Consider the following 23,327-nt stretch of genomic DNA (forward strand, 5'->3'; position numbering starts at 1 on the left):
CCTGGGAGGGACCCTCCGCATGGCGCTCAAGCTCACCGTGATCGGCACCGGCTACCTCGGCGCGACGCACGCCGCGGCGATGGCCGAGCTGGGCTTCGAGGTGCTGGGCCTGGACATCGACCCCGCCAAGATCGAGCTCCTCTCCACCGGCCGCGTGCCCATGTACGAGCCGGGCCTCGAGAACCTGCTGCGCCGCCACGTCGCGGGCCTGCCGGACTCCAGCGGGCGGCTGCGCTTCACCACCTCCTGGGAGGAGGTCGCCGCCTTCGGCGACATCCACTTCGTCTGCGTGAACACCCCGCAGAAGCACGGCGAGTACGCCTGCGACATGAGCTACGTCGACAGCGCCTTCGACCTGCTCGCCCCGCACCTGGAGCGGCCCGCGCTGGTCGTCGGCAAGTCGACCGTGCCGGTCGGCAGCGCGGCCCGGCTGGCCGCCCGGCTGGCCGAGCTCGCCCCCGCCGGGGACCGGGCGGAGCTCGCCTGGAACCCCGAGTTCCTCCGCGAGGGCTTCGCGGTCGAGGACACCCTCCACCCGGACCGCATCGTGGTCGGCGTCGCCTCCGAGCACGCCGAGAAGCTGCTGCGCGAGGTCTACGCGACCCCCGTCGGCGAGGGCACGCCCTTCGTCGTCGCGGACTACCCGACCGCGGAACTGGTCAAGACGGCGGCCAACGCCTTCCTCGCCACGAAGATCTCCTTCATCAACGCCATGGCCGAGGTCAGCGAGGCGGCCGGCGGGGACGTGGTGAAGCTCGCCGAGGCCATCGGGCACGACGAGCGGATCGGCAAGAAGTTCCTGCGCGCCGGCATCGGCTTCGGCGGCGGCTGCCTCCCCAAGGACATCCGCGCCTTCATGGCCCGCGCCGGGGAGCTCGGCGCCGACCAGGCGCTCACGTTCCTGCGCGAGGTCGACTCCATCAACATGCGCCGCCGCGCCCACATGGTCGAGCTCGCCCGCGAGGCCTGCGGAGGCAGCGGTTTCCTCGGCAAGCGGATCGCGGTGCTCGGCGCGGCCTTCAAGCCCGACTCCGACGACGTGCGGGACTCCCCCGCGCTCAACGTCGCCGGGCAGATCCATCTGCAGGGCGGCCAGGTCACCGTGTACGACCCCAAGGCGATGGAGAACGCGCGACGGCTCTTCCCGACCCTCGGCTACGCCGCGAGCGCCCTGGAGGCGGTCCGCGGGGCCGACGTCGTGCTGCACCTCACGGAGTGGCAGGAGTTCCGGGAGCTCGATCCGGCGGAGCTCGGGGCGGTGGCCAGGGGGCGGCACGTCATCGACGGGCGGAACGCGCTGGCGCCGCTGGTGTGGCGTGAGGCCGGCTGGACGTTCCGGGCGATGGGCCGCCCCCACGCGTAGCCCTCCGGGGTACGTCCGGGGTGCCCCCTGCGGCCGGTTGTCGTGTGCGGCTTGTTTGCGCCTGCGGGCGGCTGCGCCGGGCTGCCCGGTTGTTGTGTGCGGGTCCGTTGCGCCTGCGGCGGGCATCCCCCGCCCTCCCGCCCGATTGCCCGGCGCGGTCAGTGACCGCCTCGCGCGGTCGTTGTGGGGTCGGTGCCGCGCCGGGGTACCTCCTCGGCGCTCGCGGCGCTGCCCCACATCGTTCGGTACCGCACTTCACCGCTCGTCGCCTGCGGGGGCACCCCGCCACACCCCCTTCGGATGTCTGCGCGACTGACGGCCGGAGAGGGTTCAGCTAGGCACGTACGGCAACCCCGGACCGCCTTCTCACCCCCCACCGGCCGTCATGCGCTCATACGACCGGAGGGGGTGTGGCGGGGTGCGCCCGGAAACGACGAGCGGCGGACCCGGCGCGGAATGGTGTTGGGGTAAACCGCGAGCGTTGAGGACGTGCGCCGGCGCGGCACCGACCCCACAACGACCGCGCGAGGCGGTCACTGACCGCGCCGGGCAATCGGGCGGGAGGGTGGGAGAACCGCCCGCCGCAGGCGCAAACAACCCGCACACGGCGACACGGGGGGCGTCGTCAGACGTCAGTGGACGTCGCCCATGAGGGCGATGACCCGCTTGCGGTACAGAACGAAGGCCGCACCCGCGGCCAGCGCCACGAAGCCCTGGATCGCGAACGAGGTCTCCGACAGGAACCCGTCGCCGATGACCAGCTGCAGGATGGCGGCCACGCAGTCGCCCGCCGTGACGGCGAGGAACCACAGGCCCATCATCTGGCTGGCGTACTTGACCGGGGCCAGCTTGGTGGTGACCGACAGGCCCACCGGGGACAGGCACAGCTCGGCGGTGGTCTGGATCAGGTAGACCACGGCCAGCCACAGCGGCGTGACCTTGACGTCGCCCGAGGCGGCGGCCTGGGCGAGCATCATCACCACGAAGGAGACGCCGATGCCGGCGACGCCGAGGGCGAACTTCACGGTCGTGCTGGGGTTCCTGCGGCCCAGTGTCATCCACAGGGCGGCGAAGACCGGGGCGAGGGCCATCACGAACAGCGGGTTCAGCGACTGGAACCAGCTCTCGGGGAAGTCGAAGCCCCACAGGGTGGACGCGGTGTGGTCGGAGGCGAAGACCGTCAGGGTCGAACCGGACTGGTCGTAGATCATCCAGAAGACGGCGGCCACGACGAAGAACCAGATGTATCCGCCGACCTTGGTCTTCTCGTCCTGGGTGAGCTCCTGGTCCCGGCGGATGCGGGTGAAGTAGTACGCCGGCAGCGCCAGGCCCAGCAGGGAGAGCGGCCAGAGCACCCAGTTGATCGTGAAGTGGCCGGTGAAGGTGACCACGCCGTAGAAGACCACCGCGGCGGCCAGCCAGATCAGCGCCTTCTTCATCAGGCCGGCGCGCTCGGCGTCGTCCAGCGGCGTGGGGACCACGCTGGAGACCGGGGCGAGGTGCCTGGTGCCGATGAGGAACTGGGCCAGGCCGAGCCCCATGCCGACGCCGGCCATGGCGAAGCCCAGGTGCCAGTCGACCTTCTGGCCGACGGTGCCGATGGCGAGCGGGGCGAGGAACGCGCCGAGGTTGATGCCGATGTAGAAGATCGTGAAGCCGCCGTCGCGGCGCGGGTCGTTGCGGTCCGGGTAGAGCTGGCCGACCATCGTCGAGATGTTCGACTTCAGCAGGCCGGAACCCACGGCGATGAAGACGAGGCCGACGAAGAACGAGGCCCTCACCGGCACGGCCAGCAGGAAGTGGCCGATCATGATGATCGTGCCGCCGATGGCGACCGTGCGGCGCGGCCCCCAGAGGCGGTCGGCGAACCAGCCGCCGGGCATCGCCAGCAGGTACACCGTCGCGGTGTAGACGCTGTAGATCGCGCCGGCGGTGGCGGCCTTCATGCCGAGGCCGCCGTCCGTGACCGAGGCCGTCAGGTAGAGGACGAGCAGGGCCCTCATGCCGTAGTAGCTGAAACGCTCCCACGTCTCGGTCATGAAGAGGGTGGCCAGGCCGCGGGGGTGGCCGAGGAAGGTCTTGCCGCCGTCCGCAGGGTTGCCCTGCGGGGCGGCGTCCTTCGTCAGGCTGGACGCCATGGACTTTCCTTGCTGCTCGGGACGCGCTGCGAGAGCGGTGCGCGCCCGGTGGGGGGAGGCCGGCACCGGGGCGCGGGGGGGCGCACCGGGATCCACGACCGACTGAAATGCCGGTGGGGACCGGCCCCCGTGCCGGAAGGGCCCTTCGCCGCGTGGGGCGCGCCAAGGGCCATGTGTACCGATACGGGCTTTTGGTTACCTTATGGCAGCGCGAGATGTGCTATATGCGACGACTTGAGATGTACCTCACAACAGTGACGGCCCGCCCGGCGTGCGGTTTCTCCGAGCGGACTACCATCAGCCCATGACCCGCGTACTGCTCGCCGAGGACGACGCATCCATCTCGGAACCGCTCGCACGCGCGCTGCGCCGCGAAGGGTACGAGGTCGAGGTGCGCGAGGACGGACCCGCGGCGCTCGAAGCCGCCCTGCTCGGCTCCTTCGATCTTCTGGTGCTCGACCTGGGGCTGCCCGGAATGGACGGGCTCGAGGTGTGCAGAAGGCTGCGCACCGAAGGCCATGGCTTCCCGGTGCTGGTGCTCACCGCCCGCGCCGACGAAGTGGACACGGTGGTCGGCCTTGACGCCGGCGCCGACGACTATGTGACCAAGCCCTTCCGGCTGGCCGAGCTGCTGGCCCGGGTGCGGGCGCTGCTGCGGCGCGGCACCTCCGAGGCCCAGCATCCCTCCACCCAGGGCGTGCGGATCGACGTCGAGTCGCACCGCGCGTGGATGGGCGACGAGGAACTGCAACTCACCGCGAAGGAGTTCGACCTCCTGCGGGTGCTGGTGCGGGACGCCGGGCGGGTGGTCACCCGGGAGCAGCTGATGCGCGAGGTCTGGGACACCACCTGGTGGTCCTCCACGAAGACCCTGGACATGCACATCTCCTGGCTGCGCAAGAAGCTCGGCGACGACGCGGCGGCCCCCCGCTACATCTCCACGGTGCGCGGCGTCGGCTTCCGGTTCGAGAAGAACTAGGAGGCAGGGGCACGCCAGGGCCCCGCGCGGTCTGAGACGCTTCACTCATGCGCCGCCGTCTCATCCAGTCCACGCTCGCCGTGGTGCTCGTCGTCATCGCCGTCTTCGGTGTCTCCCTCGTCCTGGTGGAGGCCCGGACGATCGAGAACAGCGCCAAGGAGAGCGTGGACTCCGAGGCGGTGCGGCTGATCGGCATCGTCGAGAGCAGGATGATCGGCGAGGAGCGGATCAGCCGCGAGGTGCTGGCCCAGCAGATCGCCCCCGGGCGGTACGCGCTGGTGCGGATCCCGGGGGCGGAGCCGATCGTCATCGGCACCAGGCCCACGGGCCAGGTGATCTCCTCGCGGCAGACCGGCGAGCAGGGCGAGACCGTCACCGTCGAGGAGTCGCGCAGCAAGGTGAGCCGGGAGATCGGCCGCACCCTGCTGATCATCCTGGCGGTCGCGCTGCTGGCGGTGCTGGCCGCCGTCGTCCTCGCGGTGCGCCAGGCGCGGCGGCTCGGCAGCCCGCTGACCGACCTCGCGGAGACCGCGGAGCGGCTGGGCTCGGGCGACCCCAGGCCGCGGCACCGGCGCTACGGCGTGCCGGAGCTGGACCGGGTCGCCGACGTGCTGGACCGCAGTGCCGAGCGGATCGCCCGGATGCTGACCGCCGAGCGGCGCCTGGCGGCGGACGCGTCCCACCAGCTGCGGACCCCGCTGACGGCGCTGTCGATGCGGCTGGAGGAGATCATCGCCACGGCCGAGGACGAGGACGCCGTCAAGGAGGAGGCGGCGATCGCGCTCGGTCAGGTGGAGCGGCTCACGGACGTCGTGCAGCGGCTGCTCACCAACGCGCGGGACCCGCGGACCGGCTCGGCGGTCGTCTTCGACATCGACGACGTGATCAAGCAGCAGGTGGAGGAGTGGCGCCCGGCGTACCGCAGCGCGGGCCGGGCCATCACCTCCGCGGGCAAGAACCGGCTGCGCGCCGTCGGGACCCCGGGGGCGGTGGCCCAGGTGCTGGCGACGCTGATCGAGAACGGGCTGATGCACGGTTCCGGCACGGTCGCGATCACCACCCGGGTCACCGGTACGCAGGTCGTGGTCGAGGTCACGGACGAGGGCCAGGGCGTGCCGCCGGAGCTGGGGGCGCGGGTCTTCGAGCGTACGGTCAGCGGCCGCAACTCCACCGGCATCGGCCTCGCGGTGGCGCGCGACCTGGCGGAGGCCGACGGCGGCCGCCTGGAGCTGCTGCAGCAGCGTCCGCCGGTCTTCGCGCTCTTCCTGGCGCGTGAGGACCAGGTCACCCGCGGGAAGGGCGCCGAGAAGCGCTAGCCGACGTGGGTGCCGGTCCGGGTGCCGGGGGTCTCGTTCCCCTTCGCGACCAGGAACGATTCTGCTTGGTGCACGGCCTCGCGGACGGGCAGTGCCTTGAACACCCAGCTGCGGTAGGACCAGAAGCGGAACAGGGTCGCCACGCCGATGCCGACGAACTTGAAGACGTTGCTCTGCAGCGGGCTGTCCCAGCCGAAGCCGTAGGTCGCCGTGTAGAGCACCCCGTTCTCGATCACCAGGCCCACGGCGCTGAACACCAGGAAGAGGGTCAGCTCGCGGGTACGGCCCGACTTGTCGCGGTCACGGTAGGTGAAGTAGCGGAACCCCACGTAGTTGAAGACGATCGCGACGACGGTCGCGATGATGCTGGCCCGCACCACCTGGAGATCGGTGGTGTGCCGGACGAGGTTGAAGACCCCGATGTTGACCAGGACCCCCGCCCCGCCGACCGCGCCGAACTTGGCGATCTCGCGGGACATCGCCGTCAGCCGGTTCCGCAGCCCTGCCGCACCGTCCATGTGATCGTTCGGCCCCGTCTGTGTCTGGTCAGTGACCTTCATGCTATCCGGGGCCCCTCCGGGACGGCGGTCGGTGCGTCATTCATGCCCCGATATCCTGGTGACTGTGACATTCCCCGTAGTCGGCATGATCGGCGGCGGCCAGCTCGCCCGTATGACCCACGAGGCGGGCATCCCGCTCGGCATCAGGTTCAAACTCCTCAGCGACACACCCGTGGACTCCGCGGCGTTGGTCGCCGGTGAGGTCGTGGTGGGCGACTACCGCGACCTCGACACGTTGCGCGCGTTCGCCGCCGGTTGTGACGTGATCACCTTCGACCACGAGCACGTGCCCACCGAGCACCTGCGGGCGCTGGAGGCCGACGGCATCGCCGTCCGCCCCGGGCCCGACGCGCTGGTGCACGCCCAGGACAAGGGCGTGATGCGGGCGAGGCTCGACTCCATCGGCGTGCCCTGTCCACGGCACCGCATCGTCTCCGACCCGGCCGACGTGACGCGCTTCGCCGAGGAGGGCGAAGGGTATCCGGTCGTGCTCAAGACGGTGCGCGGCGGCTACGACGGCAAGGGCGTGTGGGTGGTCCGCGACGAGGCCGGCGCCGCCGAGCCGTTCCGGGCCGGCGTGCCGGTGCTGGCCGAGGAGAAGGTCGACTTCGTACGGGAGCTGGCGGCCAATGTCGTGCGCTCCCCGCACGGGCAGGCGGTCGCCTACCCGGTGGTGGAGTCCATCCAGGTCGACGGCGTGTGCGACACGGTCATCGCGCCGGCGCCCGAGCTGCCGGAGGCCCGTTCGTCGCAGGCCCAGCGGCTCGCGCTGACCATCGCCAAGGAGCTGGGCGTGGTGGGTCACCTCGCCGTGGAGCTCTTCGAGACCCGGGACGGCCGGATCCTCGTCAACGAACTGGCCATGCGCCCGCACAACAGCGGCCACTGGACCCAGGACGGCGCCATAACCTCGCAGTTCGCCAACCACCTGCGCGCGGTCCTCGACCTGCCGCTCGGCGATCCGCGCCCGCGCCAGCCGTGGACGGTGATGGCGAACGTGCTCGGCGGTGACTACCCCGACATGTACGCGGCGTACCTGCACTGCATGGCGCGGGACCCGCAGCTGAAGATCCACATGTACGGCAAGGACGTGAAGCCCGGCCGCAAGGTGGGCCATGTCAACACCTACGGCGACGACCTGGCCGAGGTGCGCGAACGCGCCCGGCACGCCGCCGACTACCTGCGAGGGACGATCCAAGAGTGAGCAATCCCGCTGGGCCGCTGGTCGGCATCGTGATGGGTTCCGACTCCGACTGGCCGGTCATGGAGGCGGCCGCGCAGGCGCTGGACGAGTTCGAGGTGCCGTACGAGGTCGACGTCGTCTCCGCGCACCGCATGCCGCGCGAGATGGTCGCGTACGGCGAGCAGGCCGCCGAGCGCGGCCTCAAGGCGATCATCGCGGGCGCCGGCGGCGCCGCGCACCTGCCCGGGATGCTGGCGTCGGTGACGCCGCTGCCGGTGATCGGCGTGCCCGTGCCGCTGAAGTACCTGGACGGCATGGACTCGCTGCTGTCCATCGTGCAGATGCCCGCCGGTGTCCCGGTCGCCACGGTCTCGGTGGCCGGCGCTCGCAACGCGGGCCTGCTGGCGGTGCGCATGCTCGCCGCGCACGACACGGAACTGCTGGAACGCATGCGGCACTTCCAGGACGAGCTGAACCAGCAGGCCACCGAGAAGGGCAAGCGCCTGCGTGCCAAGGTGGAGGGGTCGGCCGGTTTCGGTTTCGGAGGGAAGAAGTAGTCCATGGACCTGCTCGCACGCGCACAGGAGCTGCTCACCGCCCACCCCGTGGTGGACGGCCACAACGACCTCCCGTGGCGGTTGCGCGAGCAGGTCCGCTACGACCTCGAACGGCGTGACATCGCCGGCGACCAGTCCGCCCACCTGCACACCGACATCCCCCGGCTGCGGGCGGGCGGCGTCGGGGCGCAGTTCTGGTCGGTGTACGTCCGCAGCGACCTCGCCGGGGGCGACGCGGTCGTCGCCGTCCTGGAGCAGATCGACTGCGTGCTGCGCCTGGTCGACCGTCACCCGGACGCCCTGCGCCTCGCGGTGACGGCGGACGACATGGAGACCGCCCGCGCCGAGGGCCGCATCGCCTCCCTCATGGGCGCCGAGGGCGGGCACAGCATCGCCAACTCCCTGGGTGTGCTGCGGATGCTGTACACGCTGGGCGTGCGCTACATGACGCTCACCCACAACGACACCATCGACTGGGCGGACTCGGCCACGGACGAGGCGCGGCACGACGGCCTGACCGCCTTCGGCGAGGAGGTCGTCCGCGAGATGAACCGCCTCGGCATGCTGGTCGACCTCTCCCACGTCTCCCCCGGCACGATGCGGGCGGCGCTGCGGGTCAGCGAGGCCCCGGTGCTGTTCTCGCACTCCTCCTCGCGCGCCGTCTGCGACCACGTCCGCAACGTCCCGGACGACGTCCTGGAGCAGCTCCCCCGCAACGGGGGCGTCGCGATGGCCACCTTCGTCCCGCAGTTCATCCTGCCGGCGGCCGCCGAGTGGATCGTCGGCGCGAACGAGAACATGAAGGCCCACGGCCTGCACCCGCTCGACCAGTCCCCGAAGGCGCAGGCCGTCCAGGAGGCCTACGCGGCCGAACACCCCCGGCCGCTCGCGGACATCGGCACCGTCGCGGACCACCTCGACCACATGCGCGAGGTCGCCGGCGTCGACCACCTCGGCCTCGGCGGCGACTACGACGGGGTCGTCCACCTCCCTGAGGGCCTCGGCGACGTCTCGGGCTACCCGCGGCTGTTCGCCGAACTCCTGCGCCGCGGCTGGTCCGAGGACGACCTCGCGAAGCTGGCGTGGCGGAACGCGGTCCGGGTGCTGCGCGACGCCGGGTCGGTGGCGGCGGGGCTCGCGGGCAAGCGCGGCCCTTCCACCGCCTCGATCGAGGACCTGGACGGCTAGGACGGCACGGAGACCGTCCGGTGGCCGCCCCCGGCCCGGCGTGCGCGCGGTGTCGCCGGGTCAGCGCCGCAGTCGGCTCCACGGGGTGAAGGTGAAGACCGCGCCGCCGAGGAGGAGCACCGTCCCGGCGACGAGGGCGAGGGCGTGCAGGGAGGCCCGGTCGGAGGCGCCGGTGTCGGCGAGGCCGCCGGAGGTGGTGTTCGTGCCGCCGGACGTGCCGGACGACCCGCCCGGGCCGCCGCCGGTGATGCCGCCCTCCTGCCCGGTGACGTCCAGCGTCAGGGAGACCCCGGGGTCCTCGGTGGGGGTGCAGGTCGTGGTGGTGCCGAGGGCCTCGACGGTCAGGACGCCCGGGGTGAGGGTGGCCTTCCCGTCGTGGGCTGGTGTGTAGGTGCCGGTGAGGTCGGGGATCTCGATGGGGTCGCCGGCCTTGATGGGGTCCTTGTTGGTGGGGCCCTCGACGGCGACCTCGCCCTGGTCCGCGCCGCCGACCTTCACCTTCATGGAGGGTTTGACGGAGTCGGCGGGTATGTCGGCCGGGCTGTCCATCACGGACCTGCCGAAGTGGACGACGAGGTCGTAGGCGCCGCCCTTCTCTTCGGCGTCGATCTGCACCGGGGAGACCGCGCTCTTGTCGCCGATCGGGGTCTTGCAGGCGTAGGAGACGTCGACCTCCTCGCCGGTGTGGGAGGTTCCGCCGGTGGCGGTGCCGCTGGGCGTGGTGCTCGGGGTCGTGGTGGGCGTGGTGCTCGGCGTGGTGGTGGGGGTCGTGGTCGGGGTGGCCGTCGGGGTGCCGGAGCCGCCGCCGCCCTCGGTCACCTTGATCGTCACGGCGGCCGGGACGTCCTCGGTGGGTACGCACGTGGTGTCCGTGGAGAAGGCGTTGATCGCGTAGCCGCCGGGGGCGAGTGTCACGTCGCCGGGTGCCGTGAGCTTGAGCGTGCCCTTCATGTCGGAGAGCTTCATCTCGCTGTTCTTGGGGATCGCCGGGTTCTCGCGCGGTCCCTCGACGGCGAGGGTGCCGCTCTGGGCGCCGGCGACGGTGATCTCGCCGGAGGGCTTGACGCTGTTCTCGGGGAGGTCGATGAGGTCCGGGTTCTTGGAGGCGGCCTGGGTGAACTTCCAGACCACCTCGATCTCGTCGCCCACCGCGGCCGTGACGGGCGCGGTGACGTCGGCCTTGGTGGTGCCGTCGACCTTGGGCAGGCCGGACGCCGCGGGCGGGGTGCACTCGGTGGCGTACGCGACTTCGGCGGCCGCCGCCGGGAGGGCCGCGGCGAGGACGCCCGCACCGCTGAGCATCAGGGCGAGGCCGACGGCGGTGGCGGCCCGGGATCGTCGGTTGGTCACGTGCGGTTCCTTTCGTGGCGGTGGGCGGTGCCGTCCGCCCATGGAGTGCTGCCCTCAGCGGTGCGGTGCTGCGGCTGGTGGTCGTGGCTGAACCACGGCAGTACGGGCGCAGGGCCGGGACGCGGCCCGGGGGGCGGTCCCGCCGGGCGGTGGGCACGCGGGCGGACCCGGTTGACGACGGCCATGCCCAGCCGGAAGAGCGCGGCGGGCACGACGACGCAGAGCAGGAGCCAGAAGAGGGTCACGCCCCAGGGGCGTGGGACGTCCCAGGGCTCGGTGACCAGGACCTTGCCCCCGTGCTCCAGGGTCACCGTGTAGTCGCCGTGGGCGCCGGCCGCCAGCTCGACGGGCAGCTCGACCCGGGCCTTCCTGCCCGGCTGGACGGTGCCGCGCCAGGTGCGCTCCTCCCACTGGGGGCCGAAGAGCCCGTGCGAGGTGCCGACCCGGAAGACGGGGTCCTTCACCGGGCCCGAGCCCAGGTTGCCGACGGTGAGCACCAGCCGCCGGCCGGGCGGGGCGCCGAACCAGGTGAGCAGGCCGCCGGAGCCGTCGAGCCGGGCGCCGAGCACGGCGAGCCGGCCGTCCCCGGTCCGTTCGGGCAGCGGGGCGGTCGGGTGGCCGGCGACGGTGAAGGGCGCGTCCACCACGGTGCGCTCGCCGGTGACGGTGGCGACGTGGACGACGCAGGGGCAGGGTTCGGGCGGCTCCGCGACCGGCATCGCGCGGCGGAAGGCGCCGCGGGCGTCGGTGGTGACGGCCCGGCCGTACGCGTTGGCGCAGGAATTGGTGCCGCCGATCGCGTTCTGGCCGCAGATCAGCAGCGTGAGCAGGGTGTCGGGCCGCCAGCCGGTGCCCCGTACGGTGATGTCGCCGCCGACGCCGGCCTGCTCGGGACGGACGGTCACGGCCGGGCCGGGCGCAGCCGCGGCGGGGGCGGGAGCGCTCGCCAGGAGGAGCGCGAGGAGGCAGAGGACTGCCGCGGGGATCCGGTGGGTGCGCCGTCGCATGGGCCTCACGCCGTCCTGCCGCCGACGGTCGCGCCGGTGGCACCGGGGTCGTCGGGTCCGCCGCCCGCGCGCGCCGCGAGGTCGGTGTCCCCGGCCCGGTACGGATCCTCCTGCGCCGCCGGGTCCGCCTCGGCCGCCCGGCGCCGCGCACGGATCCGCAGCAGCAGGAGCACCAGGCCTCCGAGGAGGGCCAGGACGAGGCCCACGGCCGCCCAGGGCACGGCGAGGAACGAGGCGCCGCCGGTCTCGTCGACGTCGGCGCGGACCGCGGTGACGCGCAGCCGCACGGTGACCCGGTCGAACTGGGGCGCGCCCGACCAGGGTTCGGTGAGCTCGACGCGCCGGCCGGGCAGCAGCTCCAGGGGCAGGGTGCGCGCCGGGCGGTCCAGAAGGGTGCGGCCGAACAGACCCCGCGCGGTGACGGCGAGCCGGGGGGTGATCGAGACGTTGCCCCGGTTCACGAGGGTGTAGCGGATCGTGGCGTGGCTGTCGCCGGTGCCGGGGAACAGCGGGCCGCCGTGGCCGACGGCGACGTTCTCCACGGTCAGGGCGGCGAGGCCGGGGCCGGCGACGCGCAGGTAGATGCGGGCCCCGACCGCCCTGCGGATGCCGACCCGTACGTCGCCCGGGGCGGTGCCGACGCGGGTGTCGAGGGCGACGATCGCGCCGGGGTGGTCTCCGGGCGAGGCGTCGGCGGGGACGGTGACGGTGAACGGGACGTCGGCGCGGGTGCGGGCGGGGATGGTGATGCTGCTCCGGGCCAGCCGTACCCAGGAGCCGACGTCGGTGTTCTTCTCGTCGGCGCCGCGCACGGCGAAGCCGCCGTCGCGCGGGGTGTTGTAGGCGTCGGCGCCGTAGAGCCGGAAGGTCATCGGCTCGCCGGAGAGGTTGGAGACGGAGACCTTGTCCCGGAGCGTCGTGCCGGGGTCGGCCTCCAGGGTGAAGAAGGGCCGTTCCTGGGCGGTGGGGCTGCGGTCCTTCGCACCGGCGGCCGGGGCCGGGAAGACCGACCAGCGGCCGTTGTCCGCGGCCAGGGCGGCGGGGGCGGACGCCGCGCCGAGGCCGAGGAGGGCGAACAGCACGCCGAGTACGGACAGGACGGTCGGGAGCGCGCCGGACGACCTGGCTCCGGCCCTGGCTCCGGCCCTGGCTCTGGTCATGGCGGCGCTCCCTCGCGGTCCGGGGGTGGACCGGCCGAGGCCGGCCCACCCGAGCTATCTGACTGTGCGTCAGGTAAGCGTGAGGGTCAAGACTCCGGAGTAGCTTCCAGTGGCGGAGTACGCGGGCACGTCCAGCGACAGCCCCGCGTCCACCGCGAACTCACCGCCGGCGAGCGTCGCGTCGGGCGCCGAGGCCAGCGTCGCCCCCGTGCTGCCCACGGTGCCGGCGGAGCCCGCCGCACAGGTGCTGGGGCTGCCGGACGCCGCGACGCACACGGGCTGCCAGCTGAGCCGGTCGGCGCCGATGAGCGCACCGCCGGGCCCCTTGAAGTCGGTGACCTTGCCGGTGAGCGACCAGCCCGTGCTCCCGCCGCGGAAGTCCTTGACGGTCACGGTCCGCAGCGCGCCCGTGGAGGGGCCGCCCTCGCCGAAGTCGACGGGGGCCATCTCGACGGTGTCCCCGGCCTGGGTCATCGACAGGGTGCCCGCCTTCACCGAGGTGGTGAGCTTCTGACTGCCGGGCGGCGGCGGGGTGGTGTCGATGACGGTGTACGGCACCGGCCCGGCGGCGGTCGCCGGGTCGTACCCGCCGCCCTCGAACGCGACGATGCCGGTGGTGTCGAGGTCGCTCACGGCCAGCGTCGCGCTGAACGCACCGGAGCCGTCGGCGGCGACGGAGGTGAACTCACCGGTGGCGGCGGCGCCCTGGACACCCGCGACGGTCACGGTGGCGCCGGCGGTGAAGCCGGTGCCCGTGACCGTGACGTCCGCACCGATCGGCCCGGAGGTGGAACCGAGGGCGATGTGGCGGCCGTTGGGCGCGGTGACGTTGATGGTCTCGGCGACGGGGGCGGGCGGGTTGTTCACGGTGCAGGGGGTGTCGGCCGAGATGCCGTAGTCGGAGTGGACGTTGTAGTCGCCCGGGGTCAGGGTGATCTGACCGGGCGCGGTGACCGTGAAGGTGCCGGTGATGGTGAAGTTCGGGAACTGGGCGCCGGCCGGGATGACCGGGTTGTCCTTGGGGCCGACGAGGGTGAGCTCCTGCGTCTGCGCGCCGCCGAGCTTCACCTTGACGGTCGGGGTGATCTGGTCCTCGGGGATGGGGAGGTTGAAGGAGCTGGTGTTGGCCATGGGGCCGTCCAGCACATACGTGACGGTGACCGTGTCGCCGACCTGCGGGGTCGTGTCACTGACCGAGATGTCGGCGACGGTCGGCCCGTCGAACGGCGGGATGCCGGAGATCCCGGGCGGAATGCAGTGCACCTGGAAGGTGGAGGTCGCCGCGGCGACGGGCCCCGAGAGCAGGGTCCCGCCGCCCAGCACCAGGGCGAGCGCCCCGAGGACGGCGGCGGACCTCCGTCTCCATAAGACGGCTTTTCGCGGAGTGCCGATCATTTTGCACCTCTTGATCACTTTTCTGGCACAGAGTCCCTTTCTGTACCGACGACGGTCATTGACGTCCTGCGATCAAGAGAAGTCAATGCGAAAGCCTGACCGAATTTGACGGATCGTCAGATTCGACGGGACGGACGCCGGGTCAGCCACAGGACACCGGCCGCGCCCAGGAGCAGCACGGTGCCGCCGAGGGTGCCGAGGGCCACCGCGCCGTCCTCGGGCCCGGTCTGCGACAGGGACTCGCCGCCGGAACCGCCGGAACTTCCGGAACCACCAGAACCGCCCGACGCGGAGCCGCCCTTGGAGCCGCCCACCGCGGTGACGTCGAGGGTCAGCGAGGGCCCGGGGCTGTTCCCCGGGGTGCAGGTCGTCGTCGTGCCGAGGGCCTTGATGGTGAGCACCCCCGCGGTGAAGGTGACCTTGCCGCTGCCGCGCGGGACATAGGTGCCCGACAGATCGTTGATCTTGATCGGGGTGTTGGCGGGCACGGTCTCGGCGTTCGCGGGTCCCGAGACCTTGAGCGAGCCGCGGTCGGCGCCGCCGAGGGCGATGAGGGCGCTCGGGTTCATGGCGCCCTTCCCCAGGTCGACGGGGCTGGAGGAGACGCCCTTGCGGAAGGACATCACGACCCGGTAGCCCGACCCCGACTTGGTGGCGGTGATGTCGATGGGCGAGACGGCGCTCTTGTCGCCGATCGGCGTCTTGCAGTCGTATTTGACGTCCACGACCTTCGCGTACGCGGCCGGGGCGCCGCCGAGGACGGCCGCCGCCGCCGCGACGGCGACGGCGATCGACACCGCGGCCGCCTTGCGCTTGGGGAGTGACACCAGATGTCTCCCTTCCCCCAGAAGTTACTGACGCTCCATCAGATGTGGCGCGACAGTACGCCCGTGAGGGAAAGAGGGGAAGAGATCCGGCTCAGGCGGGGGAGGCGACCTCGGCCCAGACCGTCTTGCCCGGCCGGCCGTCGGCGTGGCGTACGACGCCCCAGTCCAGGCAGAGCCGCTGCACTATGAACATCCCGTGCCCACCGGGGCGTCCAGCCCGGTGCGGGGTGCGCGGGGCGGGACTGCCGGCGCCGCCGTCGGCGACCTCCAGGCGCAGGGCCTTGGCGTGCCGGAACAGCCGCAACTCCTCGGGGCCGCCCGCGTGCAGGCAGGCGTTGGTCACCAGTTCCGACACCACCAGCAGGACGTCCTCGGCCGCCGCACGGCGGTCCGCGGTGTCGGCCGGCAGCCAGCCCCAGTCGTGGAGTGCGCGGCGGGTGAAGTCACGGGCGCTGGGCACCACGCCGGCCACGTCGGCGAGCGACAGCCGACGCGCCTCGCCGTCCTGGTCGGCCTGACCGCGCGGCGGCACTGCCGCATCGCCCGGGTCCGGGCCGCGGTCGTCGGCCGCAGGTGGCCGGGTGGTGCTCATCAGCGCCTCCACTCACCGATGTCCGGCAGTGTCCGAAGTGATCCCGAGATCTCTCCTGCCCGGGCCGCTCCGGTGAACACCTCCGGGCGCGGACGAAACAGGGCGTGCCGTGGCGCCCCCCGTGGGGAGCCGCCACGGAGGGTCACTCCTTGAGTGCGTCGTCCAGGGTGTCGTGGACGGTGAACACGGCCTCGGCGCCGGTGATGGCGAACACCTTGGCCACGGCCGGCTTCATTCCGGCCAGATGGACCGCACCGCCCGCGGCCTCGGCCTTCAGCCGGGTGCCGAGCAGGACGTTGAGCCCGGTGGAGTCGCAGAACTCCAATTGCGTGCAGTCCACCACGAGGGTGCCGAAGCCGTCCTCGATCAGTGTGTCGAGCGGCTCCCGCAGCAGGTCGGCGGTGTGGTGGTCGAGCTCGCCCGCGGGCGCGACGACCGCCTTCGTGCCGTACCGCTGCACGGAAACGTGCAGCCGGTCACGCCCGGTCGTGTCGACCATCTCGCGGTCCATGCACACTCCTCCCGGACGACTCGGCGATCCGCTTCTCGCACCCTACGCGCTTCCTGACCTGGGTGGTAGTCGCTCCGGCGGCGTCCGGAGATCGATGTCCCCCGGGTTGCAATATCCGTGCCGAACGGGGTAGGCGTTGAGTGTGGGCTGAATTTCAGGCTCCGCTTGCCCTGCCGCCGCACCCCGAGGGAGGAGAGCATGGCACCCCGTCTCGACGCGCACGACGCGTCGGCGACCACCGAGGCCGGCGTCCACGAGGAACACGGAACACCGGAGGGCCTGGAGGACCTCCCGGAGATCCCGCCCTTCGACGAGGTGGGTCCGGTCGACGCACGGGCCCTGTCCAAGACGCTCTTCCGGCGACTCGAGACGCTGGAGGAGGGCACCCATGAGTACAGCTATGTGCGCAACACCCTGGTCGAGCTCAACCTCGCCCTGGTGAAGTTCGCCGCCTCCCGGTTCCGCTCCCGCAGCGAGCCGGTCGAGGACATCGTCCAGGTCGGCACGATCGGGCTGATCAAGGCCATCGACCGCTTCGAGCTGAGCCGCGGGGTCGAGTTCCCCACGTTCGCGATGCCGACCATCATCGGCGAGATCAAGCGCTTCTTCCGCGACACCTCCTGGTCCGTGCGGGTGCCGCGGCGGCTGCAGGAGCTCCGGCTGGACCTGGCCAAGGCCGGTGACGAGCTCGCGCAGCAGCTGGACCGCGCGCCGACCGTCGCCGAGCTGGCCGACCGGCTGCAGATCACCGAGGGCGAGGTCGTCGAGGGCATGAGCGCGAGCAACGCGTACACCGCGAGCTCGCTGGACGCCCAGCCCGAGGAGGACGACACCGAAGGGGCGCTCGCCGACCGCATCGGCTACGAGGACCACGGTCTGGAGGGGATCGAGTACGTGGAGTCCCTCAAGCCGCTGATCGCCGAGCTCCCGGCGCGCGACCGGCAGATCCTCTCGCTGCGCTTCGTGGGCAACATGACACAGTCCGAGATCGGCGACGAGCTGGGCATCTCCCAGATGCACGTGTCACGGCTGCTCAGCCGCACCCTCGGGCGTCTGCGGCGGGGGCTGCTCGTGGAGGAGTGACCCGCTCCCCTTCCCCGGTACGGCGCGACGGGCCCGGTGAGAGTTCTCTCACCGGGCCCGCGGCGTTCGCCCGCGGCGATCCGGCCGCGTTCGGCCAGGGCGGGCAGGCGAGGAGGCGGGGGGAGGCCGTGTCGGCCGCATCCGCCCGCGCCTGGCGCGGGTCAGATCGATTCGCGCACCCCGCGCCGCCATACGGCGGACACCAGCGGCACACCGGGCCGGTAGGCGAGGTGGACGTGCGACGGGGCGTCCAGCACGACCACGTCGGCCCGCGCGCCGGGCGCGAGCCGTCCGACGTCGTCCCGGCGCAGCGCCAGCGCCCCGCCCAGGGTCGCGGCCCGCACCGCCTCGTCGGGGGTCATCCGCATGTCCCGTACCGCGACGGCGACGCAGAAGGGCATGGAGCTGGTGAAGGAGGAGCCGGGGTTGCAGTCCGTGGACAGGGCGACCGTCGCGCCCGCGTCGATCAGCCGCCGCGCGTCGGGGTAGACCGCGCGGGTGGAGAACTCGGCGCCGGGCAGCAGGGTCGCGACCGTGCGGCCGCCGGCGAGCGCGTCGACGTCGGCGTCGGTGAGGTGGGTGCAGTGGTCGGCGGAGGCCGCGTCCAGCTCCACGGCGAGCTGCACGCCCGGGCCGTGGCCGAGCTGGTTGGCGTGCACCCGCGGGACCAGGCCGCGGGCGGCACCGGCGGTGAGGATGGCGCGGGCCTGGTCGCCGTCGAAGGCGCCGCGCTCGCAGAAGACGTCGACCCAACGGGCGTACGGGGCGCAGGCATCGAGCATCGGGCCGGTCACCAGGTCGACGTAGCCGGCCGGGTCGTCGGCGTACTCCGGGGCGACGATGTGCGCGCCGAGGAAGGTGACCTCGTCGGCGTGGTCGCCCGCGATGCGCAGCGCGCGGGCCTCGTCGTGCGGGGTGAGGCCGTAGCCGGACTTGGTCTCGATGGTGGTGGTGCCCTGGCGCAGGGCCTCGGCGACGTAGCGGGCGACGTTGGCGTGCAGCTCGTCGTCGCTCGCCGCGCGGGTGGCGGCGACGGTGGTGCGGATGCCGCCCGCGGTGTACGCCTGCCCGGACATGCGGGCGTTGAACTCGCGGGTGCGGTCGCCGGCGAAGACCAGGTGCGAGTGGGAGTCGACGAAGCCCGGGATGACGGCCCGTCCGGCCGCGTCGTACGACTCGTCCGCGGCGGGCGCCGCGGCGGAGGGGCCGACCCAGGCCACGTGCTCGCCGTCGATGACGACGGCCGCGTCCTCCAGCAGGCCGAGCGGGCCCTCCCCGAGCGCCGGGTCGTTGGTGACCAGGCTGCCGATGCGGGTGATGACGCTGCTGCTCATGACGGGTTTCCTTCGGCGGCGGGGACGGCGGAGATCGCGGCGGCCAGGGCCGCGCCCACGTCGTGGACGAGCTGGTGCGCGCCGTCGCGGACGACGTGGCGGCCGCCGACCACCGTGTGGCGGACGTCGGCCCCGGTGGCCGCGAAGACGGCGGTCTCGGCGCCGAGCCGGGCCGGGGGGCCCGCGGTGCGCGCGCTGTCCAGCGCGATGGTGGTGAAGTCGGCGAGCGCGCCCGCCTCCAGCCGTCCGGCGTCGGCCCAGCCGAGCGAGGCGTGGCCGTCGGCGGTGGCGGCGCGCAGCAGCTGGGCGGCGGTCCAGTGCCCGCGGGTGCGGGTGCGCAGCCGCTCGTCCAGCTCCATGGCCCGCGCCTCCTCGAACAGGTCGATCACGGCGTGGCTGTCGCTGCCGAGGCTGAGCGGGCTGCCCGCCTCCTGCAGCCGCTTGGCCGGGCCGATCCCGTCGGCGAGGTCCCGTTCGGTGGTCGGGCACATGCAGATCGTGGTGCCGGAGCCGCCGAGCAGCGCGATGTCCTCGTCGGTGAGGTGCGTGGCGTGCACGGCCGAGGTGCGCGGGCCGAGCACGCCGTGGTCGGCGAGGAGCCGGGTGGGGGTGACGCCGTGCGCCGCGTGGCAGGCCTCGTTCTCGGCGGGCTGCTCGGACAGGTGGACGTGCAGCGGCGCCTGGCGGTCCTCGGCCCAGCGCACGACGGTGGCCAGCTGGGCGGCGGGGACGGCGCGCACCGAGTGGACCGCCGCACCGATCCGCGCGTGGGGCCGGTCGGCCAGGGCGGTGGCGCGTTCGGCCCAGGCCTCGGCGTCGCCGTCGCTGAAGCGCAGCTGGTGCGGTTCGGGGGCGGCGCCGAAGCCGGAGGAGAGGTAGACGGTGTCGAGGAGGGTGATCCGGATGCCCGCCTCGGCGGCGGCGGCGATCAGCGCCTCGCCCATGGCGTTGGGCTCCTCGTAGGGCGCCCCGCCCGCCCGGTGGTGCACGTAGTGGAACTCGCCGACGCACGTGATGCCGGCCAGCGCCATCTCCGCGTACGCGGCGCGGGCGAGGTCGAAGTACGTGTCGGGGGTGAGCGCGGCCGCCACCCGGTACATGGCCTCGCGCCAGGTCCAGAAGGTGCCGCTGCCCTGCTGCACGGTGCCGCGCAGGGCCCGGTGGAAGGCGTGGCTGTGGGCGTTGGCCAGGCCCGGCAGGGTGAGCCCGCGCAGCGTCACGGCCCCGACGGGCGGCGCGGCGGCCCCGGTGCGCACGGCGGCGATCCGGCCGTCGGCGGCGGTGTCGACGACCACGCCCCGTTCGACGCGGCCGCCCGTACACGCGTACTCGGCCCAGTAGCTCTGCGGCGTCAGCGACACGCCAGGCCCTCCAGTACGTCGGCGAGTGCGGTCACCCCGGCCAGGCAGTCGTCCTCGGTGGCCGTCTCGGCCGGGGAGTGCGAGACCCCGGTGGGGTTCCGTACGAACAGCATGGCGGTCGGGACGGCCTCGGAGAGGATGCCGGCGTCGTGTCCCGCCCCGGTCGGCAGCACGGGTACTTCGCCCAGCAGCTTGACGAGCTCGTCGCGCAGGCCGTGCGCGAACTCCACGACCGGGGTGAAGGACTCCCGGGTGACCTCGACCCGGACCCCGTCGCGCTCGCCCCGCTCGACCGCGGCGCGCTCGATCTCGCCGACGACCTCGGCCAGCGTGGCCTCGTCGGCGGCGCGCGAGTCCAGCCAGCCGCGCACCAGAGAGGCGATGGCGTTGACGCCGTTGGGCTCGACGCCGACCTTGCCGAAGGTGGCCAGCGCCCCGGCGAGCCGGGCCTTCTTGCGGGCCGCCAGCACGGTGTTGGCGTACGTCAGCATCGGGTCGCGGCGGTCCTCCAGGCGGGTGGTGCCCGCGTGGTTGGCCTCGCCGTGGAAGTCGAACCGCCAGCGGCCGTGCGGCCAGATGGCGGAGGCGACGCCCACGGCGTGCGGGGTGTCGGCCAGGGCGCGGCCCTGCTCCACGTGCAGTTCGACGAACGCGCCGATGCGGGCGAGGCGTTCGGGGTCGGGGCCGATCGCCTCGGGGTCGTGGCCGGCGCGTTCCATGGCCTGCGCGAGGGTGACCCCGTCACCGTCGCGCAGCTCCCGGGCCTTCCCGGCGGACAGCTGCCCGGCGGTCAGCCGGGAGCCGACGCAGGCCAGCCCGAAGCGGGCGCCCTCCTCGTCGCCGAAGTTGACGATCGCCAGCGGCTTGGCGGGGGCGGCGCCGCGGGCGCGCAGCTCGTCCAGCGCCGCGAAGGACGACACGACGCCCAGCGGGCCGTCGAAGGCGCCGCCGTCGGGCACCGAGTCCAGGTGCGAGCCGGTGACGACGGCGTCCCCGGCGGCGGGGTCGCCGAGCCAGGCCCACTGGTTGCCGTTGCGGTCCAGCTCATACACCAGACCGCGGCTCTCGGCCTGTGCCTGGAACCAGGCGCGGCAGTCGGTGTCCGCACCGGTCCAGGCGTAGCGGCGGTAGCCCCCGGAGCCGGAGTCGCGGCCGATGGGCCGCAACTCCGCCCACATCCCGTGGAACGAGGAGGTCACGCCTCCCCGCCTTCGGCGCCCTCGGCGCCCTCGCGCATCGGAACCCGCACACCGCGCTCGGCGGCGACCTCCTCGGCGCGCTCGTACCCGGCGTCGACGTGCCGGATGACACCCATGCCGGGGTCGTTGGTGAGCACGCGGCGGATCTTCTCGCCCGCCAGCTTGGTGCCGTCGGCGACGGTGACCTGGCCGGCGTGGATGGAACGGCCGATGCCGACGCCGCCGCCGTGGTGGATGGAGACCCAGGAGGCGCCGGAGGCGACGTTGACCATGGCGTTGAGCAGCGGCCAGTCGGCGATGGCGTCCGAGCCGTCGAGCATGGCCTCGGTCTCGCGGTACGGGGAGGCGACGGAGCCCGCGTCGAGGTGGTCGCGGCCGATGACGACCGGGGCGGCCAGGGTGCCGTCGGCGACCATCTCGTTGAAGCGCTCGCCGGCCTTGTCGCGCTCGCCGTAGCCGAGCCAGCAGATGCGCGCGGGCAGGCCCTGGAAGTGGACCCGCTCACCGGCCATCCTGATCCATCGGGCCAGCGACTCGTTCTCCGGGAAGAGCTCCAGGATCGCCTTGTCGGTCTTGGCGATGTCGGCCGGGTCGCCGGACAGCGCCGCCCAGCGGAAGGGGCCCTTGCCCTCGCAGAACAGCGGGCGGATGTAGGCCGGGACGAAGCCGGGGAAGGCGAACGCCCGCTCGTAGCCCGCGAGCTGGGCCTCGCCGCGGATGGAGTTGCCGTAGTCGAACACCTCGGCGCCCGCGTCCATGAAGCCGACCATGGCCTCGACGTGCCGGGCCATCGCCTCGCGGGCGCGCTGGGTGAACTCGGCGGGCTTCTCGGCGGCGTACGAGGCCATGTCCTCGAAGTCGACACCGATCGGCAGGTACGCCAGCGGGTCGTGGGCGGAGGTCTGGTCGGTGACGATGTCGATGGGCGCGTCCATGGCCAGCAGTTGCGGCACCAGCTCGGCGGCGTTGCCGAGGACGCCGATGCTCAGCGGCTTGCGCTGGTCGCGGGCCTCGGTGGCCAGCGCGAGGGCGTGCTCCAGGGAGTCCGCGCGCACGTCCAGGTAGCGGTGCTCGATGCGGCGCTCGATGGCGCGGGGGTCGACGTCGATGCAGATCGCGACGCCGCCGTTCATGGTGACGGCGAGCGGCTGGGCGCCGCCCATGCCGCCGAGTCCGGCGGTGAGGGTGATGGTGCCGGCCAGGCTGCCGCCGAACTTCTTCTCCGCGACGGCGGCGAAGGTCTCGTAGGTGCCCTGGAGGATGCCCTGGGTGCCGATGTAGATCCACGAACCGGCCGTCATCTGGCCGTACATGGTCAGCCCCAGCGCCTCCAGGCGGCGGAACTCCTCCCAGGTGGCCCAGTCGCCCACGAGGTTGGAGTTGGCGATGAGCACGCGGGGCGCCCACTCGTGGGTCTGCATGACGCCGACCGGGCGGCCGGACTGGACGAGCATCGTCTCGTCCTGCTTGAGGCTCTGGAGGGTGCGCACCATGGCGTCGAAGGAGCGCCAGTCGCGGGCGGCCTTGCCGGTGCCGCCGTAGACGACCAGCTTCTCGGGGTGCTCGGCGACCTCGGGGTCGAGGTTGTTCTGCAGCATGCGCAGTGCGGCTTCCTGCTGCCAGCCCTGCGTGGTGAGCGCGCTGCCGCGCGGTGCGCGTACGGTCCTCGGTCCGGCGCCGGTTCCGGTCATGCCCCTGCCTCCTCGCGACTGGATTGAGTCATTCACATCCTGGTCTGCTGAATAGCCCCAGTCAACCGGGCCGCCGGGACCTGCCCCGGACACGTTCCCCTTCCGGCCGGCTCGTACCCACCGGGCGGCTCCCCGGATCGGGCCCGAACCCTGGGCCCCGGCGGCCACGGACCCGCGGCCCGCCACTCCGCACCCCGGCACCGGCACCGGCACCGGCAGCAGGGCGCCCGGCCCGGCCCGGTCGCGCCGGCACCCCGTACCGACCGGGGCGGACCCGGCGATCGGCGGCGACGCCCCGCACGATGCGCGGGCGGACCGCCCGGCCGAGACGGCGGAGCCCGGCCGGCCTCGGCACGCCCGTTGCCGGGCGGCTCCCAGGGCGAGCCGGACGGACAGCGGCGGTCCTGCGGGCGGGGAGCGCTGCGAGGCGCCACCCACCCGGGGGGTGACGCGCCCTGGACGGCGTGTGAGCGGACCGCAGGCCCGGGCCCGGGCGGCAGCCCACCGGCAGGCACCCTCCGGCGCCCCCGGCG

General features: G+C 73.1%; 20 protein-coding genes. 7 read left to right on the forward strand and 13 right to left on the reverse strand.

The features are described 5' to 3' along the window. Window positions 1-19 precede the first annotated feature (19 nt). Window positions 20-1,363 carry a UDP-glucose dehydrogenase family protein gene (locus CHF15_RS04115; RefSeq protein WP_089222238.1) on the forward strand — a complete coding sequence of 448 codons (1,344 nt, stop codon included), beginning with the start codon at window positions 20-22 and terminating at the stop codon, window positions 1,361-1,363. 632 nt (window positions 1,364-1,995) lie between these two features. Here CHF15_RS04115 and CHF15_RS04120 read toward each other — a convergent pair. Beyond that, a complete protein-coding gene (locus tag CHF15_RS04120; RefSeq protein WP_089222239.1) occupies window positions 1,996-3,501 on the reverse strand; it encodes a peptide MFS transporter in 1,506 nt (501 codons plus the stop codon). Window positions 3,502-3,805: 304 nt separating this feature from the next. Between CHF15_RS04120 and CHF15_RS04125 the strand changes: the two genes are divergently transcribed. Both CHF15_RS04125 and CHF15_RS04130 read left to right on the forward strand, forming a co-directional pair. Next, window positions 3,806-4,480 (forward strand): response regulator transcription factor, encoded by a 675-nt coding sequence (locus CHF15_RS04125; protein ID WP_089222240.1) that lies wholly within the window; start codon window positions 3,806-3,808, stop codon window positions 4,478-4,480. A gap of 47 nt (window positions 4,481-4,527) precedes the next feature. Then, a complete protein-coding gene (locus tag CHF15_RS04130) occupies window positions 4,528-5,796 on the forward strand; it encodes an ATP-binding protein (protein ID WP_089222241.1) in 1,269 nt (422 codons plus the stop codon). Here the strand turns inward: CHF15_RS04130 and CHF15_RS04135 are convergent. Continuing rightward, on the reverse strand, window positions 5,793-6,314 hold the full coding sequence (locus CHF15_RS04135; RefSeq protein ID WP_179279657.1) for a GtrA family protein: 522 nt from the start codon (window positions 6,312-6,314) through the stop codon (window positions 5,793-5,795). The genes CHF15_RS04130 and CHF15_RS04135 overlap by 4 nt on opposite strands. A 106-nt stretch (window positions 6,315-6,420) precedes the next feature. Between CHF15_RS04135 and CHF15_RS04140 the strand changes: the two genes are divergently transcribed. Genes CHF15_RS04140 through CHF15_RS04150 form a run of 3 tightly spaced genes read left to right on the forward strand, consistent with a single transcriptional unit; the run spans window position 6,421 to window position 9,284 of the window. Beyond that, window positions 6,421-7,560, forward strand: coding sequence for a 5-(carboxyamino)imidazole ribonucleotide synthase (locus tag CHF15_RS04140; protein ID WP_089222243.1), 1,140 nt, complete (start codon window positions 6,421-6,423; stop codon window positions 7,558-7,560). Window positions 7,561-7,592: 32 nt separating this feature from the next. After that, window positions 7,593-8,096: a 5-(carboxyamino)imidazole ribonucleotide mutase gene (purE, locus tag CHF15_RS04145; RefSeq protein WP_051102095.1), complete on the forward strand. Its 504-nt coding sequence runs from the start codon at window positions 7,593-7,595 to the stop codon at window positions 8,094-8,096. Window positions 8,097-8,099: 3 nt separating this feature from the next. Continuing rightward, on the forward strand, window positions 8,100-9,284 hold the full coding sequence (locus tag CHF15_RS04150) for a dipeptidase (protein ID WP_089222244.1): 1,185 nt from the start codon (window positions 8,100-8,102) through the stop codon (window positions 9,282-9,284). A gap of 60 nt (window positions 9,285-9,344) precedes the next feature. Here CHF15_RS04150 and CHF15_RS04155 read toward each other — a convergent pair whose 3' ends face one another. The 7 genes from CHF15_RS04155 to CHF15_RS04185 form a co-directional block, all read right to left on the reverse strand. Next, window positions 9,345-10,586: a hypothetical protein gene (locus tag CHF15_RS04155; RefSeq protein ID WP_089222672.1), complete on the reverse strand. Its 1,242-nt coding sequence runs from the start codon at window positions 10,584-10,586 to the stop codon at window positions 9,345-9,347. Between the two features lie 44 nt (window positions 10,587-10,630). Beyond that, window positions 10,631-11,641 carry a hypothetical protein gene (locus CHF15_RS04160; RefSeq protein ID WP_245938656.1) on the reverse strand — a complete coding sequence of 337 codons (1,011 nt, stop codon included), beginning with the start codon at window positions 11,639-11,641 and terminating at the stop codon, window positions 10,631-10,633. 5 nt (window positions 11,642-11,646) lie between these two features. After that, on the reverse strand, window positions 11,647-12,801 hold the full coding sequence (locus tag CHF15_RS46350; protein ID WP_089222245.1) for a WxL protein peptidoglycan domain-containing protein: 1,155 nt from the start codon (window positions 12,799-12,801) through the stop codon (window positions 11,647-11,649). Between the two features lie 69 nt (window positions 12,802-12,870). Beyond that, window positions 12,871-14,196 carry a WxL domain-containing protein gene (locus tag CHF15_RS04170; RefSeq protein ID WP_089222246.1) on the reverse strand — a complete coding sequence of 442 codons (1,326 nt, stop codon included), beginning with the start codon at window positions 14,194-14,196 and terminating at the stop codon, window positions 12,871-12,873. A 116-nt stretch (window positions 14,197-14,312) separates the two neighbouring features. Next, window positions 14,313-15,023 carry a peptidase gene (locus tag CHF15_RS04175; RefSeq protein WP_089222247.1) on the reverse strand — a complete coding sequence of 237 codons (711 nt, stop codon included), beginning with the start codon at window positions 15,021-15,023 and terminating at the stop codon, window positions 14,313-14,315. 91 nt (window positions 15,024-15,114) lie between these two features. After that, a complete protein-coding gene (locus tag CHF15_RS04180) occupies window positions 15,115-15,615 on the reverse strand; it encodes an ATP-binding protein (protein ID WP_089222673.1) in 501 nt (166 codons plus the stop codon). A gap of 142 nt (window positions 15,616-15,757) precedes the next feature. After that, a complete protein-coding gene (locus CHF15_RS04185) occupies window positions 15,758-16,126 on the reverse strand; it encodes an STAS domain-containing protein (protein ID WP_089222248.1) in 369 nt (122 codons plus the stop codon). Window positions 16,127-16,324: 198 nt separating this feature from the next. Here CHF15_RS04185 and CHF15_RS04190 point away from each other — a divergent pair, with 198 nt between their 5' ends. Continuing rightward, complete coding sequence (locus CHF15_RS04190) at window positions 16,325-17,209, forward strand: RNA polymerase sigma factor SigF (RefSeq protein ID WP_089222249.1); 885 nt, start codon at window positions 16,325-16,327, stop codon at window positions 17,207-17,209. A 161-nt stretch (window positions 17,210-17,370) separates the two neighbouring features. On the opposite strand, the gene hutI is transcribed toward CHF15_RS04190, so the two are convergent. From hutI to hutU, 4 genes are read right to left on the reverse strand one after another with little or no spacing between them, the layout of a single operon-like run. Further along, window positions 17,371-18,543, reverse strand: coding sequence for an imidazolonepropionase (gene hutI / locus CHF15_RS04195; protein ID WP_089222250.1), 1,173 nt, complete (start codon window positions 18,541-18,543; stop codon window positions 17,371-17,373). Next, a complete protein-coding gene (locus CHF15_RS04200; RefSeq protein WP_089222675.1) occupies window positions 18,540-19,898 on the reverse strand; it encodes a formimidoylglutamate deiminase in 1,359 nt (452 codons plus the stop codon). Before CHF15_RS04200 ends, hutI begins: the two co-directional genes overlap by 4 nt. Continuing rightward, window positions 19,895-21,082 (reverse strand): allantoate amidohydrolase, encoded by a 1,188-nt coding sequence (locus tag CHF15_RS04205; protein ID WP_089222674.1) that lies wholly within the window; start codon window positions 21,080-21,082, stop codon window positions 19,895-19,897. The genes CHF15_RS04200 and CHF15_RS04205 overlap by 4 nt, the downstream gene beginning before the upstream one ends. Before the next feature lie 17 nt (window positions 21,083-21,099). After that, the gene (gene hutU / locus CHF15_RS04210) at window positions 21,100-22,794 is read right to left on the reverse strand and encodes a urocanate hydratase (RefSeq protein ID WP_089222251.1); all 1,695 of its coding nucleotides are present in this window, start codon (window positions 22,792-22,794) and stop codon (window positions 21,100-21,102) included. Window positions 22,795-23,327 lie beyond the last annotated feature (533 nt).

Source organism: Actinacidiphila glaucinigra, from assembly GCF_900188405.1.
Taxonomy (GTDB): Bacteria; Actinomycetota; Actinomycetes; order Streptomycetales; family Streptomycetaceae; genus Actinacidiphila; species Actinacidiphila glaucinigra.

Excerpts from the sequence above, each read along its gene's own strand:
- CHF15_RS04160 (WP_245938656.1), bottom strand. The coding sequence starts at position 11,641 with ATGCGACGGCGCACCCACCGGATCCCCGCGGCAGTCCTCTGCCTCCTC.
- CHF15_RS04120 (WP_089222239.1), bottom strand. The coding sequence starts at position 3,501 with ATGGCGTCCAGCCTGACGAAGGACGCCGCCCCGCAGGGCAACCCTGCG.
- CHF15_RS04150 (WP_089222244.1), top strand. The coding sequence starts at position 8,100 with ATGGACCTGCTCGCACGCGCACAGGAGCTGCTCACCGCCCACCCCGTG.
- CHF15_RS04180 (WP_089222673.1), bottom strand. The coding sequence starts at position 15,615 with ATGAGCACCACCCGGCCACCTGCGGCCGACGACCGCGGCCCGGACCCG.
- CHF15_RS04190 (WP_089222249.1), top strand. The coding sequence starts at position 16,325 with ATGGCACCCCGTCTCGACGCGCACGACGCGTCGGCGACCACCGAGGCC.
- CHF15_RS04115 (WP_089222238.1), top strand. The coding sequence starts at position 20 with ATGGCGCTCAAGCTCACCGTGATCGGCACCGGCTACCTCGGCGCGACG.
- CHF15_RS04205 (WP_089222674.1), bottom strand. The coding sequence starts at position 21,082 with ATGTGGGCGGAGTTGCGGCCCATCGGCCGCGACTCCGGCTCCGGGGGC.
- CHF15_RS04170 (WP_089222246.1), bottom strand. The coding sequence starts at position 14,196 with ATGATCGGCACTCCGCGAAAAGCCGTCTTATGGAGACGGAGGTCCGCC.
- CHF15_RS46350 (WP_089222245.1), bottom strand. The coding sequence starts at position 12,801 with ATGACCAGAGCCAGGGCCGGAGCCAGGGCCGGAGCCAGGTCGTCCGGC.
- hutU (WP_089222251.1), bottom strand. The coding sequence starts at position 22,794 with ATGACCGGAACCGGCGCCGGACCGAGGACCGTACGCGCACCGCGCGGC.
- purE (WP_051102095.1), top strand. The coding sequence starts at position 7,593 with ATGGGTTCCGACTCCGACTGGCCGGTCATGGAGGCGGCCGCGCAGGCG.
- CHF15_RS04155 (WP_089222672.1), bottom strand. The coding sequence starts at position 10,586 with ATGCTCAGCGGTGCGGGCGTCCTCGCCGCGGCCCTCCCGGCGGCGGCC.
- hutI (WP_089222250.1), bottom strand. The coding sequence starts at position 18,543 with ATGAGCAGCAGCGTCATCACCCGCATCGGCAGCCTGGTCACCAACGAC.
- CHF15_RS04125 (WP_089222240.1), top strand. The coding sequence starts at position 3,806 with ATGACCCGCGTACTGCTCGCCGAGGACGACGCATCCATCTCGGAACCG.
- CHF15_RS04185 (WP_089222248.1), bottom strand. The coding sequence starts at position 16,126 with ATGGACCGCGAGATGGTCGACACGACCGGGCGTGACCGGCTGCACGTT.
- CHF15_RS04130 (WP_089222241.1), top strand. The coding sequence starts at position 4,528 with ATGCGCCGCCGTCTCATCCAGTCCACGCTCGCCGTGGTGCTCGTCGTC.
- CHF15_RS04135 (WP_179279657.1), bottom strand. The coding sequence starts at position 6,314 with ATGGACGGTGCGGCAGGGCTGCGGAACCGGCTGACGGCGATGTCCCGC.